This is a genomic window from Streptomyces dysideae (genome assembly GCF_001514305.1).
Taxonomy (GTDB): domain Bacteria; phylum Actinomycetota; class Actinomycetes; order Streptomycetales; family Streptomycetaceae; genus Streptomyces; species Streptomyces dysideae.
Genome location: NZ_KQ949082.1, coordinates 213,680 through 227,188 on the forward strand (window position 1 = coordinate 213,680; position 13,509 = coordinate 227,188).

Below are 13,509 nucleotides of genomic sequence, written 5' to 3' on the forward strand. Positions count from 1 at the left end.
TGGGAAGCATGCGCATCTTCCTCGACGTCGGGGGGCACTACGGCGAAGTCCTGGACGTCGCCCTCGACCCCAGGTGGGGGTTCGAGAGGATCTATTCATTCGAGCCGGCGCGGCACTGCCGGCGCATCCTGAGCGGTTTCCGCGACGCCCGGGTGCAGGTCGTTCCGGCCGGGCTGTCCAGCCGGTCGGGGAAGGCCACGCTCTTCGGGACCGGTCTGCTGGGCGCGAGTGTGTACGCCGACAAGAGCCAGCCGGGCGAGTGCGTTCAGACGGAGAACATCGCCCTTCTGCGGGCCACGGACTGGCTGCTGGCGAACACGTCGGAGGAGGACGATATCTATCTGAAGCTCAACTGCGAGGGCAGTGAGTGCGATGTGATCGAGGACATGCTCGACAGCGGCGTGATCGGCCGGCTTCGGAGCATCTATGTCGACTTCGACGTACGGAAGATCCCAAGCCAGGCGCACCGGCGGGCGACCGTGGAACAGCGGCTGCGGCAGCACCGTCAGCAGTTTGTCACCCCCGATTCGCTGACCCGTCCTGCCGGAAGCGCCGCCGTGCGGGAGTGGCTCACCCTGGTCGGCCCGCAGTCGCCCGCTGCCAGGGGTACGCTGCGTTATCGTCTCGGACTGCACCGGCCCCCTTACGTCTGGGCGAGCCGGGCGGCGAAAGCCACGCTTCCGAAGCCCGCCTATTCGCTGGCGGCCCGGCACCTCGGGGCACAGACCCGCCTGCGCACCAGCCGCTGATACGTGATCAGGTCCGCCGGGCGCTGCCCGGCGGACCTTTTTCTTGCTTGCCGCCTTCCCCTACAACATCGCGTGCAGCATGGCGGCCACGCGCTCGGGGGAGAACTCCGTCTGCGCGCGGCGCCGCAGGCGCTGCCCCCAGGCGTATCGGTCGGCGTGGGGAGCGGACATCAGGGACCGCACATGAGCGACCATGGTGTCAAGATCCCCCACCTTCGCCACATACGGGTAGTCGGCTCCCACCACGTCGGCGGACCCGCCTGCGTCCGTCGTCACGACCGGTGTGCCCGAGGCCATCGCCTCCAGCAGCACTCGTGGGAACCCCTCCTCGTAGCTCGGCATGACGACGCAGTCGGCTGCCGCGTACAACTCGGGGAGGTCGCGGTTGGGCACCGCACCGAGCATGTGCATGCGCCCCTTGAGCTCTGGGGCGGCCGCCTCGCGCTCCAGGCAGGGCCGTTCCGGACCGTCTCCGGCGACGACGAGACGGACACGAGCCCCGCAGACCGCACCGTCACCGGTGGAGCGGAGGACCGCCTTGAGCAGAGGCGCGAGCAGCCGGGCTCCCTTGCGGTACGACAGGCGGTGGACGAAGAGCACGACGAACTCGTCGTCGGCCCACCCGAGCGTCGTCCGAGCCTCCCGACGTGCCTGGGTGTCCAGAGGAGCGAAGCGTTCGGCGTCGACATCGTTGTAGAGCAGCCGCATCCTGTGCCGTGGCACTCCCCAGAGCCCCGCCATGATGGGGACCATGGTCTCCGGGCCGGTGACCAGGCAGTGCACCAGCCGTGCCGTGACCCGGTTGACGAACTCATGGGCCTTGAGCCACAGCGTCCTGCGCTGCTCCGGTGCCCGTACGTCGGGAAGCCCGCTCCGCCACAGCAGGACGCGGTGGCGGTACAGCGGGCGGGTGAGGATGAGGACGATCACGAACAGAGTGGAGTAGCGCAGAAAGTAGGTCCGGTACCCGGCGCGGGCACATCGGTGGATGGTGAGCGCCGTGCCCAGCACGCGTCCCACTCGGCTCCGGCCGGGAACCCGCACCAGGAGGCGCACTCCGGCCAGTCGTGCCGGTGGGCTGCCACGCTCGACGGCCGCCGCGACGTCGACCCGTTCGCCCAGTGCGGCGAGCAACGCCGGAATGTGTGCGAAGTGTTCCGACTCGTCCTCGGACAGATGGGGGACGACATACACCAGGCGCGGTCGGTCCTCGGGCCCGGTGGAGACCGGCGTGTAGGGTGCTCCTCCGTGCAACGCGCTGCCCATCTAGCCCACCAGCTGGCCTTGTTGGCCGCACCGCTGCTGGGAGACACCGGGCAGGCGCACTGCCCCAGTGATCTTCCTGGAGTCGAACAGGAAGCTGGGGTGCTGGTCGTACTCCCGGCAGAAGTCCAGGAAGGCCCTGCTGCAGTTCACGTCGTCGCTGGCGAAAACCCCGCCTTGGGTCATCCTCGGCCATACCTGCCTGTACTCGAACAGCTGGGGCAGGTACAGGTGATCGCTGTCGTGGAAGAACAGATCGATCCGTCCGACGCGCTTCAAGGCCTGGCCGAGCGACGCCTCGGGCTCCTTGGGGTCAAGGATCTCCAGCCGCCACTGCGGGTGTTCACCCACCAATCGGCCGGCGGTGCGGTTGATGTCGAAGCTGTGCAGCAGCCCCCGGCCGTTGCGCTCCAGCGCGGCGAGGGTGATCCACGAGGAGCGGCCGTCGGCCACACCGGTCTCCACGACGGACTGCGGCTTCAGGAGTCGGCTGAGACCGTAGAGAACGGCGCTGGTTTCGGCCTCCACGCCGTGCGTCCGGGGATAGAACAGTTCGATCTCGGCATAGCGGTCGACCAGGCGCTCGGAGACTTCTCGATATTCGTCGAGTACCTGCTCGACTTCGGCCGTCTGCCAGCCGAGGCTCTCGAGAAACGCTGCCGCGGATGTGGCGAGTGCTCCGCCGGACCGGGTGAAGTCCATGATGGTCGGGGGTGTGTACCGCCGGATGCCGGTCCCCAGGGTGTGCATGGCGAGATACCCGCCCACCACCGATGCGACAGGCCCCAAGCCGGAGTGCCTGACCCATCGACGGACCGTTGACGTTCGGCCCACAGCGACCTCCTCGTTGTGCGATTGTTGGTTACGGCATTTCAGAACTTATCGGTTCTTGTTGGGTATATTGCGCGCAACGCGGGAAATACCGGTGCGATTACGGTGTGCTGACATTCCGGAAGAGGGCTGCCAGCGCGTCGAGATTGGTGTCGAAGCCGTAGGAGGCCAACACCTGGCGGCGGACGGACGCCAGGTGATCGACGCTGGGCGGCGATGCCAGGACCGTGCGTACACCGGCGGCGATCGCTCCCGGGTCGGGCGTTACCAGCGACACGCTGGGCCAGTCCGCCGCGGCCGCCGGAATCCCGCCGACCCTGGTGGCGACGACGGGCACACCCGCGGCGGTCGCCTCCAGGAGGGTCCTGGGCAGACCTTCGTCCCGCGAGGAGATGACGAAGAGGTCGGCGCGGGAGAGTTCCGAGCGGACCTCGTCGACACCACGCGCCCCGAGGAACTCCACATGGCGGGAGAGTCCGAGCCGCGCCGCCTGGTTGGTGAGCTGGGTTCGCAACGGCCCGTCGCCCACAATGCGCAGCCGGATGCCGGGCAGTGTCGGGACGAGCTCGGCCAGCGCCGTCAGCAGCAGGTCGTAGCCCTTCGACGACACGAGCCGGCCGACCGTCAGGAGCTGCGGGGAGGCACTGGTCAGCGGCGGTCGGGTACGCTCCAGCGGTTTCTCCCAGATCGGCAGCAGCCGCGGGGGGACCAGGACGGACGGGATGCCGCGCCGGTCCAACGCGTCGCGCATGGACTGGGCGACGACCCTGCGGGCCGTGGCGCGGCGGGCGAAGGAGACGACTGCCCGCCGGAGCACCGCTCGGCGCCAGCGGCCCAGGGAGGCCACCGGCAGGGCGAGGTAGTCACCGTGAATGTCCATCAGCCAGGGGCAACGAACCAGGCGCGCGACGAGCCAGGCGGAGAGCCATCCCCAGGGCTCGGCGCCGTTGACGACGACCGTCTCACCTCTGCGCGTCGCGGCGCGCGCGAGGCGTACACCGATGCGCACCGATCCAGCCGCCCAGATCAGCGACCGCGGGCCCGTGCGGCGCGGACGCCTGAGGACATGCATCGAGCCACGGAGGCATTCCAGCTGGGGGCCCGCCCAGATGCACCGGGCCTGGCCGAGGCGGCCGGCCAGCGCTGCCCAGGTGCGGAAGTCCGCCGAGTCGTCGACGTCCGCCTGCCGGGAGCCCGAGATGGTCACCACCGTGAGAGTGGGTGGCATCGTGGCCGGGACGGCGGTGGGCGCGGCGGTCACGAGGCACCGAGCCGGTAGCCGGACAGCAGTGGTGGCAGTTCCTCGGGGGCGAGCCGAGCACAGGCGTCGACGGCCGAGAGGCAGGGCACGAAGGTATCGCCGTCCTGGGGGTAGGTCGGATGATCGAAGTCGAAGAAGCTCACCTTGATCCCTTGCCTGGCGAAGGCCTCCAGGTCCAGGTAGTCACGTCCGGAGGGTCCCGCCAGATATTCATCGGCGCCCACCGCCCGGCAGAGATTGATGATCAGTTCTCCCTTGGTTCCCGCGGCGTCGAGCTCGGAGGAGCGGATCCGCGGCACCTTGACGTCGAACTGCGCCAGCAGCCAGTCGGAGAGGTTGAGGTTGAGGTCGGCAAGAGAGCTGCCGGGTGCCGCGGAATCGACCGACGACAGCAGGTCGTCGACCTTGTGGGCGCCCGGCATCCCGAACATCGCCTGGCTGAGGCGCCCGCGATAGCGCCGTCGCCAGGAGGGCACCTCGCAGATCCGCACATCACCGATCGGGGTGCCGAATGGGGCCGTCACCGGGACGGTCACCCATGTGGGCCTTCCGCCGAGGAGAACCCGATTGCGGTTCTGGAAGTAGTTCTTTCGGTACGGCACCGAGTCGAGGACGATCCACAACTCCGACGCGGCGACCTTGGCCAGCAGGCCGAGCCACGGCAGATGCTCGGGCTGATGGATCGTCACCCTCATGCCAGTACGCCTTCCAGCCGCGAGACCTCGAACGCCTCGCCGTAGCGGGCGCGCATCTCGTAGCCGCGGTAGCGCGATCGAGCCTCGACGCCTTCGATCCACTGCTCCCCGTATTTCCGGTACTCCGACTCGTGCTGTCGCAGGGCCTGGAGTTTCTGCTCGATGGTGTCGTCGATGCTGAAGTACAGCTGTGGGCGGAAGCCGACGTAGCTGCGCCCGGAGGGCGTGATGGGCTCGTACATGACGACGGAGTTGTAGTACCTGCCGGCCGCGATGGTGGCCAGGGCGGTGTTCGCGTGGGACCGATGAGTGTCGAACGGCCAGTGGGTGAAAATCATGGTCGGACGGAAGTCGTCGACGACCTCGTTGATCGACTCCACGACGGTCGAGTGGTTCTCCACGTCCTTGGCAGGGAAGCGGAGGATGTCGATCTCCTTCACCCCGAGCGTCGCCGCGGCCTCCCTGCCCTCGGCCACCGCCACGTCCGCCTCGCGGAAGTGACTGCCGTCGTAGCTGGTGTACTCGGAGGTGCTCATCACCAGGAAGCGCACCTGCGCTCCCGTATTGACCAGCCGGGCGGCGGTGCCGCCGGCCGCCAGCTCGATGTCGTCGAGATGGGCCCCGACGAAGAGGCTGCGCTCGAACATCGGGTTGCTGCAGAACATTACGTCTTCCTCTCCGAGAACACCCGCTGAGGCAGAGCGGTGCCGGTAGCAAGGGACAACTTGCCGTCCGGAGTGGTGCCGGCGATGTGAAATCCCGCGCGGGTGTAGAGCGCGAGCGCCGGCTTGTTGCGGGGATCGCACACGAGGGTGGTGGTGCCGGGCGCCTGCGTGAGGACGCGGGTGAGCAGCCGGGAGGCGATGCCGGTGCCCCACAGGTCGGGATCGGTGGCCACGCGGTGGATGTGCGTACCGTCGGGCTTCCGGGAGGCGATCACAAAACCGACGGGCCGTCCGGAGTCGGTGGCCACGAGGCTCAGCTCCCGCTTCCCGGGGAGCTCCTGGGCGAAGTTCTCCGCCTGCCACGGTTCCTCGTCGTAATAGCTGCTCTTCCGGTGCACGCGCCGCTCCAGGTCGGTGAGCGGGCTCAGCAGTTCTTCCATGACGGCGCCGAGGCAGTGCAACTGCAGGCCGGGCCGACTGACGGCGGCCCTGTCATCCGTGCCGTGCATCCCGGGGACCTCCGTTCGGTCGGCGATCGCCCGAGCGTGGCACAGCGGTTCTCGGTGACGGTGCAGACGAGCCGATCCGCACGATTCGGTGCACTCCTTTGGCGTATCTCGGCCCTCGGGGAGTGTCCGAACGGAAACTGGAGGTAGCGGATCGATCTTGGTCCCGGTTCGGTGACGTGTCCATTCTACCTGGTCAGCGGGCTCTGCGGTCCTCGGCCGAATCTTGGAGACAGCGGGACGGAATGCCCCACGCGACGCGATCGCCTTGCCTGGCGACGGAAAGGCATCAACGGCGTCCGTGTTCATTCGAAGACCGGAACAGCTGGCTGGTCTCTCTCCGTTGTTCGCCCCTTGGCTGGCACAGGCCGCCACCACCAAGCCAAGGATGCCCCAGCCAGCACCCGGAAAGGCACCGATGGTGTTGAACCACACCGCTACCGTGACAAGGACCGCGCGGGTTACGCGATCTCCGTGACGCCATGCACACCACAGCAGCATGAGGAACATCGCCAACCCGATGGCGCCCAGGAACACGGCCATGCACAGGTACACGTTGTGCAGACCCATGATGTTCGTTTGTCGATATGCATCGACCAACGCTTCACGGTTCACCAGCGACCAACCTCCGCCGACCAGGGGGTTCGTTGCGGCGAAAGCGGGGCCGAAGGATGTGGCCTGCAGGGAGTGGACCTTCAGGGTCACGCCCATGTCGGGACGGATCACCGGCAGGACGAAAACGGTGCCCACGGCCACGCCGATCACGACCAGAGGGTTGATCCGGCCCTGCTGGCTTCTCCAGCGGAAGTGCCCGCGCCGATGCATGCTCAGTACCGCCAGACCGACAAGCCCTCCAGCCGATGCCGCAATCCCCCGAGAGCCGAACAGAAAGAGAAGTCCGCTGAAGACGAGCAGGCACTTGACGGGCTTACTGCCCTCCGCGAAGCCGAGAACGACCAGAACCGCAGCAAGCAAAGCAACCTCGTTCGGGCCACCTGGGAGCCCCGACCAACGCGTCGACGTGTAGCCGGAGAGAGGAACCGTGACCAGTACGCCGAGCAGAACCCAGCGGGCGCGGCGCCACACGTCGAAGCCTCGGGGAAGAAACAGTCCCAAGGCCGCACCGGCGACGACGAACTCCATGACGCGAAGGAAGCTGCTCACGGTCGGGATGCCACCAGCGAGGCTGCTGCGCAACACCCCAAAGATGAGCAAGGCGCCCATCGCCCTCAGGACGGGCATGTGACGGTCAGGCCGAGGTCGAACCAGACAGGTGATTCCAATCAGAAGGACCAGGAGATCCCCCAGACGGACCGTGGCCCCGCCGAGATCACCCATGGACGGCCATGCGGTTGGCGAGACCAGTGCTACTACTGCCGCCAGAATGAGGACAATTCGGGGGGGAGCGGCCACGATGACGAACACCGCCCCGATGGGCAAGACGATCACCAGAGCCAGGTTTTCCTGTCCGGTGAGGACCAGTGTGACGAGCACGGTCATGGCGACGGCGCCAGCCGTGATGCCAGCGGTTGTCCTGGCTGCAGTCGGCATTACTGGATCCCTCCGCGGTCCACGAGACCGCATAGTGCGCGGATCATTCGTCTCCGGCGGTCCCGACGCCTGACACGACGCTTTCTCGGCACGTGTGCATCAGCATGTTCGGAGCCCGGCGGCGGGATGACCGGCGCGCGGTGGCGTGCCGCCTCAATTCACCCGGACTTGGCAACTTGATCGGACAAGGCACCGAAGTTCGCCGACGCCCGGCGCGACTTCATCACAGTGTTCCGTTTTACTCAAGTATGTAGTGGTTTAGTGCGCCCAGGACGTGTTGGTCCGTCGGGTGCCCACCCTGGGCCGGGCCGTGCGACCGACGGACGACCTGCGCCCCCTGTCCGCACTGGTCGCCGCCTTGCGCCGGTTCCGGCCGCACATCGTGCACACGCACACCGCCAAGGCGGGGGCACTCGGACGTGCGGCAGCCGTGCTCGCCCGGGTGCCCGCGCGCGTGCACACGTTCCACGTCCACCTCCGGCAGGGCTATTTCTCACCGGCGAAGACCCGTCTGGTGATCCAGGCCGAGCGCGGTCTTGCAGCCGTCACCGACCGGCTCGTGGCGGTGGGGTGCAGTGTTCGTGACGACCTCCTGGCCGCTGGCATCGGCCGACCCGGGCAGTACGCCGTGGTGCCGCCCGGCACCACACCGCGGCCCCATCTCCCGGGCGCTCGGAGGCACGCAAGCAGCTCGGCGTTCCGGACGACAGCCTCACCGTGGCCTAGGTCGGACGGCTCACCAGGATCAAGCGGCCCGACTGGTTCCTGGCGGTGGCCCGCGAGGTGCGCCGCGCCGTTCCGACCGCCCGATTCCTGATGTGCGGGGCGGAGCCCTGCACGGCGAATTGGAGGCGGCCGCCGATCTGCGGGACGCGCTCCATCTGCTGGGCTGGCGTGCCGATGTGGAAACCGTCTGCGCCGCTGCGGACATCGTGCTCTGGCTCCGCCCATGATCCGCCGGACAGGTCCTAGGCCTGCCCGGCGAGGGGATGTCTTCACGTCTCGGCGCAGCGGAACTTACGGTTTGTGGGTTACCCAGAGCAGTTCCGCCGGCCAGCGGTGTGCCCAGTCGGGTGGGTCGGTTTCGTTGTAGCCGTTGGGTGTTCCGAGTTCGGGCCGCGGCTCGATGAGGTCGTCGATGATGAGACCCGCGCCGCGCAGGACCTTGACCCAGTCGCCGTAGGTGAGCTGATAGCTGGTCGCGCCGTCGTCTTCGGCGATGGTGTTCAGCCCGAAGTAGTCCTGCTGCAGCGTCGTGGTCACGCGGCTGGCGGCTTCGTCGTAGCAAGCTTCGAACCATGGGCTGGCGACGTTGAACACCAGGCGCCCGCCTCGGCCCAAGACGCGTGCGGCCTGCGGGACGGCCAGGTGCGGGGGCGCCCAGCTGAGCCCACCGAAGTCGCAGAACACCAGGTCGAAGCTGTCGGCGGCGAAGGGGAGTTGTTCGGCGGCGCCCTGCACCAGCGGGTAGCGGGCCGCTCCCATCGCGCGGGCCCCTGCGGCGAGTTGGGCCTCGGACAGGTCGAGCCCGACCACGGTGGCGCCCTCGGCGGCGAGCGCCCTGGACCACTGGCCGGCGCCGCGGATGGAGTACATGCCCCACAGCCGGGGTGCGGCGCCGATTTGCGGCTCCCCCTGGAGGAGTACAGCGGGCCCGGTCTGGTTGTCATGGCCAAGTGCCCCGGCTGACGATCATTAGGAATCGAAGCGGCACAGGCTCTTCTGCCAGGACTCACCACCTGAGGCCTACCGCTGTTTTCCGTTCGGATACTCCCCGAGGACCATCTCCGGCGCGGCGCCCCGCGTGCCGGAACAGGCGGGTCTCTGCGGTGTCGTCACACTGGACCCGGTGACTTGGCCGAGGACGCATGCACCTGGCCGTCCTCCAGACCTCGGAGGGAGCTGCGGATGCGTACCCTGTCTCGGGAAGCTGTCCTGGTCTCGACCGGTATGACGGTCTTCTCGCTGCTGATGGCGGTGATCGGTATCGGGTACGGCGGCATCAGCTCGACGTGGCCGCGCGTGCTGCTGCCGGCTCTGCTGTTGTCCGTGGCGCTGATGCTCCCGCCCGTCCTCTTGCTGGCCGGCGCCGTCGTGACCGGCCATGGGCTCGGCATCGGTGCTTTGCAGGAACCTTTGATGGGCCCCTTGCTCATCAGCGACCTGCTGCTGGTCGCATGCATGTTGCGCACCGTGGCCCAGTGGGGTGCGGGGAAGGCGGCCGCCGCCCACAGGTCTGTCAGCATCTGGCTCGTACTGTTTCTGGCCTGGGCCTTCCTTGTCACGGTCTGCGTGGGCATCGGCGTCACTCCATTGCTTCGGATCGCCGTCTACGGTGCGGTGTTCCTCCTTCTGCTGCGTCGGGGGACCGATCGCCGACTGATCTACGGCGTCCTCCTTTGCTATGCCCTGGTCAACCTCGCGGGCGGAGTACTGCAGGGACAGCCGCGGCTGATCGGGCTGGACATCGGTGATCCCGCGCAGACGGGCGCACTCCTGCTGGCCGCGCTGTGTCCCCTTCTGACATCGGAACTGCGGCTCCCGGGCCGATGGGCCCTCAGCGCGGTTCTGCTGTGCGGGATCTTCCTGACACAGACACGCAGCGTGTGGTTCGCCACCGTTGTGATGGTCGCCGTCTGGGCGATGAAGAGAGTGTCTCTCGCCAGGGTCACCGCCGTCATCCTCCTGCTGGGGCTGCTGGGGATGCAGACCGTCGACATGGTCACGCGGTGGTTCGGTCTCAACCAGTTCAGCGCCGACCTTCGGACGCAGAGCGTCATGCAGGGCATCCGCGCCGGTATGGAAAGCCCGGTCATCGGGCACGGGTGGGGATGGATGTCGACCCTGAGCCGCCCCTTGACGCCGGCCTCGGACACACTCAGCCAGACAGCGCCCTACAACCTGTTCGTCAGCGTGTTCGCCTCAGTGGGCCTCCCGGCCGTGGTGATGCTGACGCTGTTCCTGGTCGGGCTCTTCCGGCACCTGGCCGCACAGCGCGGAGCTCCTCTGCTCTTCACCGTCGGCGTGGTTGCCATGTCACTCACAGAGATGACCCTGTATGCCGGATCCATGCTGACGCTGCTGTTCTTCGTCTACGCGGGCATGGGGCTCGGCCCTGACGAGTCACGCGTGCGCGACCTCGGCTGGATGAGGATCCACAGGAAGACGAACCAACCGACTGAGATCAGAACCGTGACACATCGGATGCACCTCGCGAAAGCCGGTGGCAGGAATGCCGTGCAGGTACAGATCTGACGGGCGCCGACGAGGATTCAGCGCCTGCGCGCCTCGGCCGTCATGGTCGCGTAGAGCTCGTCGAACCATTCGGCGGTGCCCGCCACATCCACCTTCTTGGCGTCCGCGCGTGCCCCGGCGGCGAGCACCCGATGGACTTCGGGGCGCATGGCCCGAAGGACGCCCTCCGCGAGGGCGTCCGGCGAACCCGGTGTCGTGAGGATCCCGTTGCGGTTGTCGTCGATCAGTTCGGGGATACCGCCGACCGCGGTGGACACCACCGGTACGCCGGCCGCGAGCGCTTCCATGACCACGACCGGCAGCCCCTCGCTGTGCGAGGACAGGAGCAGTACGTCCGAAGCCGCCACCAGGCGATTGGCCCCCGGCACCCTTCCGAGGAAGCGGATCCGGTCGCGCAGTCCCCTCCGGTCGATCTCGGCCAGGACCTGCTCTCGCAGGGGTCCGTCCCCGGCGAGTACGAAGAGCGCGTCAGGACGGTGGGCGAGCACCCTTGACGCCGCGTCGATCAGCAGCTGATGGTTCTTGATGGGTCTCAGATTGGCCACACACGTCAGGACGAATGTGTCCGTGGGAATCCCGAACTCCTGGCGTACTTGATCCGCATGCCCGGCCCAATGGCGCTGCTTGCCGACGTCGATGCCATGGACACGCGTGCGGACGCGGCGGGCACCCCGCACGCTTCGTGATCTGGCGACCTGCGGAGAGACCGCCACCACCAGGTCATCGAGACACCGGGTGGGACGATTCAGCAGTATGGCCAGTGAGTTGTAGCACTCCTGGTGGACCGTCGAGATCAGCAAGGGACGGGGCCGCATGAGGCGGACGAAGGGGCGCAGGGCTGCCGCGGGCGACGGCGAGTGCACATTGATCACGTCGGGTGCCAGGCGCCTGACCACGCCGACCAACCTGGCGTAGCGGAGCCACCCGGGGCAGCCGCGCAGGTCGACGATCCGCACCCCGGCGGACCGTAGAGCGTCGCTCAACTCGTCGGTCGCCGCTTGCATGAAGACGACGGTGTACTCGAGCCCGGCTCGGCGGGCCCGACGGAGGCGCTCGACCAGCAGCACCTCGGCGCCACCGAGGTCGAGGGTCTTGATCACTTCGCAGACCCGCGCCGTAGTCATCGTGCGGCCTCCCGTCACCAGTCTTGACGTCAGCCGTCAGCTTGCACGGCACAGGCCCGCAGCGGCGCCCGACAATCCATTGCGCGGGGCCGGTGCACCCCAACGGCGTATGTGGAGCTAACTCTCCTGCCGCACAGCGCCACGCGGTGCCTTGAGACGACCCGGCCAGGGCGAGGTGTTCGCGTCCGACAGGGTCCCGGCCAGGTGGCGCAGCACGACGAACCAGCCGACGGCGCTCAGGCACATCAAGCCCAGGGATCCCCACGCGAAGGCCAGTGCCGTGCTTTCCGCGTTGCTCCAGACCTGAGTGACGCCGATCAGCATCCCGAGCTGGCATACGCCCTCGACGGTGAGAAAGGTCAGCCGGATACCCGGGCGCCCCAGGGCCGACGGCAGCACCTTGCACCAGACCACTGTGCCACGGAGCGCCGATCCCGCCAGCAGTACCACCGCCGACGTCGACAGAACCGTGTAATCGGGCCCGTACACAAGGCCGATGAGCGCGCTGATGACGCCTGCCGTGGTCACCACCGCGACCGCTCCGATGCCTCCGGTCAGTGCACTGCTGCGTAGTGCGTCGCGCATCACGGCCGCACGGCGACCCGTGGCGCCGGCCCGCGCCAGTCGAGGGTAGAGCTGCGTTGCCACCGGGCTGACGAAACTCGAGAAGAGACGGCCCGGCGCATTGGCGATCTTCAGGTACGTCACGAGCGTGGGCCCGCCGAGTAGTCCGGCCAGCACGGAGACGCCGGTGTCCGAGGCCAAGGAGACCGATCCTGTCGCCGAACTCTTCAACAGGAAGGGCATCAAGCCGCTGGGAGTCACGGCACGGCCGGCCGGGGGCGAGCCGCATGCCTCGCGCACCCATCGGCAGGCACCGGCGGTGAGCACGGATGTGGAGACCAACGCCGTGGCCACGGTTGCCGCGAGGTAGCCGACCGGGCCGGCCACCAGGAGGGCCCCCACCGTGACCAGGCTACCGAGGACGGCGAGGAGCAGGCGGATGGCGCCCAGTCTGGAGAGCTGGTCGGCGATCGCGAAACCGGCCGATGCGCTGCCGGAAGGAGTGGCTGCCCCGGCAGCGAGCACAGCCAGCAGGAACAGCCAGAATCGCTCGTCGGAAATCCATCCGATGGCGGCGGCAGCCACTGTCGCCACTACGCCCACCGCGGTCGCCAGCACCCCGGCCGCGACGTCCAGCCGAAACAGGCGAAGGTACAGGCGGGTTCCCCGGCCATGGCCGCGAAGCTGCTCGCTGGGCACGAACCGCTGCTGCGCGTCTTCGAAGCGCGGATCGCACAGCAGGAACCATGCCGTGGCCATTGACTGTGCGAACAGCACTTCTCCCGCTCCGGCGCTGCCCACCAGCCTGACCAGCGTGGCAGTGGTGGCGAACGACAGCGCCGACTCGACCTGGCTGGCGGCGGTGAGTGAGCCGAACGTCCGCAGATGGCGCTGCCACGAGCGTTTCCTGCCGCGCCCCGAGAACTCCGCTGCGGAATCCGGTGAGTTCGCGAGTGATGGTGGTGGTCCGCCCTGCTGCTTGGGCACCTCGTTCACACGTCCCCGATGCTCGAACCCGTCATCACTCTCCATGCGCTTCCCGTCA

Annotated in this window: 13 protein-coding genes; 4 read left to right on the forward strand and 9 right to left on the reverse strand. The window is 67.9% G+C overall.

Annotation, left to right across the window (positions count from 1 at the left end; translation table 11 throughout):
* The first annotated feature begins 8 nt into the window (after positions 1-8).
* Positions 9-749: an FkbM family methyltransferase gene (locus AQJ91_RS15925; RefSeq protein WP_067021493.1), complete on the forward strand. Its 741-nt coding sequence runs from the start codon at positions 9-11 to the stop codon at positions 747-749.
* A gap of 60 nt (positions 750-809) precedes the next feature.
* Here the strand turns inward: AQJ91_RS15925 and AQJ91_RS15930 are convergent, their stop codons facing one another.
* From AQJ91_RS15930 to AQJ91_RS15955, 6 genes are all read right to left on the reverse strand, one after another.
* Positions 810-2,015 carry a glycosyltransferase family 4 protein gene (locus AQJ91_RS15930; protein WP_067021495.1) on the reverse strand — a complete coding sequence of 402 codons (1,206 nt, stop codon included), beginning with the start codon at positions 2,013-2,015 and terminating at the stop codon, positions 810-812.
* A complete protein-coding gene (locus AQJ91_RS15935) occupies positions 2,016-2,801 on the reverse strand; it encodes a class I SAM-dependent methyltransferase (protein ID WP_159054572.1) in 786 nt (261 codons plus the stop codon). It abuts the gene before it with no gap.
* Positions 2,802-2,943: 142 nt separating this feature from the next.
* A complete protein-coding gene (locus tag AQJ91_RS15940; protein ID WP_067021499.1) occupies positions 2,944-4,104 on the reverse strand; it encodes a glycosyltransferase in 1,161 nt (386 codons plus the stop codon).
* Positions 4,101-4,799, reverse strand: coding sequence for a WbqC family protein (locus tag AQJ91_RS15945; RefSeq protein ID WP_079084953.1), 699 nt, complete (start codon positions 4,797-4,799; stop codon positions 4,101-4,103). The genes AQJ91_RS15940 and AQJ91_RS15945 overlap by 4 nt, the downstream gene beginning before the upstream one ends.
* Positions 4,796-5,464, reverse strand: coding sequence for a PIG-L deacetylase family protein (locus AQJ91_RS15950; protein WP_199847939.1), 669 nt, complete (start codon positions 5,462-5,464; stop codon positions 4,796-4,798). Before AQJ91_RS15950 ends, AQJ91_RS15945 begins: the two co-directional genes overlap by 4 nt.
* Positions 5,464-7,470, reverse strand: coding sequence for a GNAT family N-acetyltransferase (locus AQJ91_RS15955; protein ID WP_067021503.1), 2,007 nt, complete (start codon positions 7,468-7,470; stop codon positions 5,464-5,466). Before AQJ91_RS15955 ends, AQJ91_RS15950 begins: the two co-directional genes overlap by 1 nt.
* Before the next feature lie 325 nt (positions 7,471-7,795).
* Between AQJ91_RS15955 and AQJ91_RS58235 the strand changes: the two genes are divergently transcribed.
* Both AQJ91_RS58235 and AQJ91_RS57350 read left to right on the forward strand, forming a co-directional pair.
* Complete coding sequence (locus tag AQJ91_RS58235) at positions 7,796-8,338, forward strand: glycosyltransferase (RefSeq protein ID WP_079084957.1); 543 nt, start codon at positions 7,796-7,798, stop codon at positions 8,336-8,338.
* Position 8,339: 1 nt separating this feature from the next.
* Positions 8,340-8,474 carry a hypothetical protein gene (locus AQJ91_RS57350; RefSeq protein WP_267891198.1) on the forward strand — a complete coding sequence of 45 codons (135 nt, stop codon included), beginning with the start codon at positions 8,340-8,342 and terminating at the stop codon, positions 8,472-8,474.
* A 64-nt stretch (positions 8,475-8,538) separates the two neighbouring features.
* On the opposite strand, the gene AQJ91_RS15960 is transcribed toward AQJ91_RS57350, so the two are convergent.
* Complete coding sequence (locus AQJ91_RS15960) at positions 8,539-9,117, reverse strand: class I SAM-dependent methyltransferase (protein ID WP_234382325.1); 579 nt, start codon at positions 9,115-9,117, stop codon at positions 8,539-8,541.
* 354 nt (positions 9,118-9,471) lie between these two features.
* Between AQJ91_RS15960 and AQJ91_RS15965 the strand changes: the two genes are divergently transcribed.
* A complete protein-coding gene (locus tag AQJ91_RS15965; RefSeq protein ID WP_159054574.1) occupies positions 9,472-10,776 on the forward strand; it encodes an O-antigen ligase family protein in 1,305 nt (434 codons plus the stop codon).
* Positions 10,777-10,793: 17 nt separating this feature from the next.
* Here AQJ91_RS15965 and AQJ91_RS15970 read toward each other — a convergent pair whose 3' ends face one another.
* Entirely contained in the window at positions 10,794-11,900 is a 1,107-nt protein-coding gene (locus AQJ91_RS15970; RefSeq protein ID WP_079084958.1) for a glycosyltransferase, read from the reverse strand.
* A 117-nt stretch (positions 11,901-12,017) separates the two neighbouring features.
* Positions 12,018-13,460: a lipopolysaccharide biosynthesis protein gene (locus AQJ91_RS15975; RefSeq protein ID WP_159054575.1), complete on the reverse strand. Its 1,443-nt coding sequence runs from the start codon at positions 13,458-13,460 to the stop codon at positions 12,018-12,020.
* Positions 13,461-13,509: the final 49 nt, after the last annotated feature.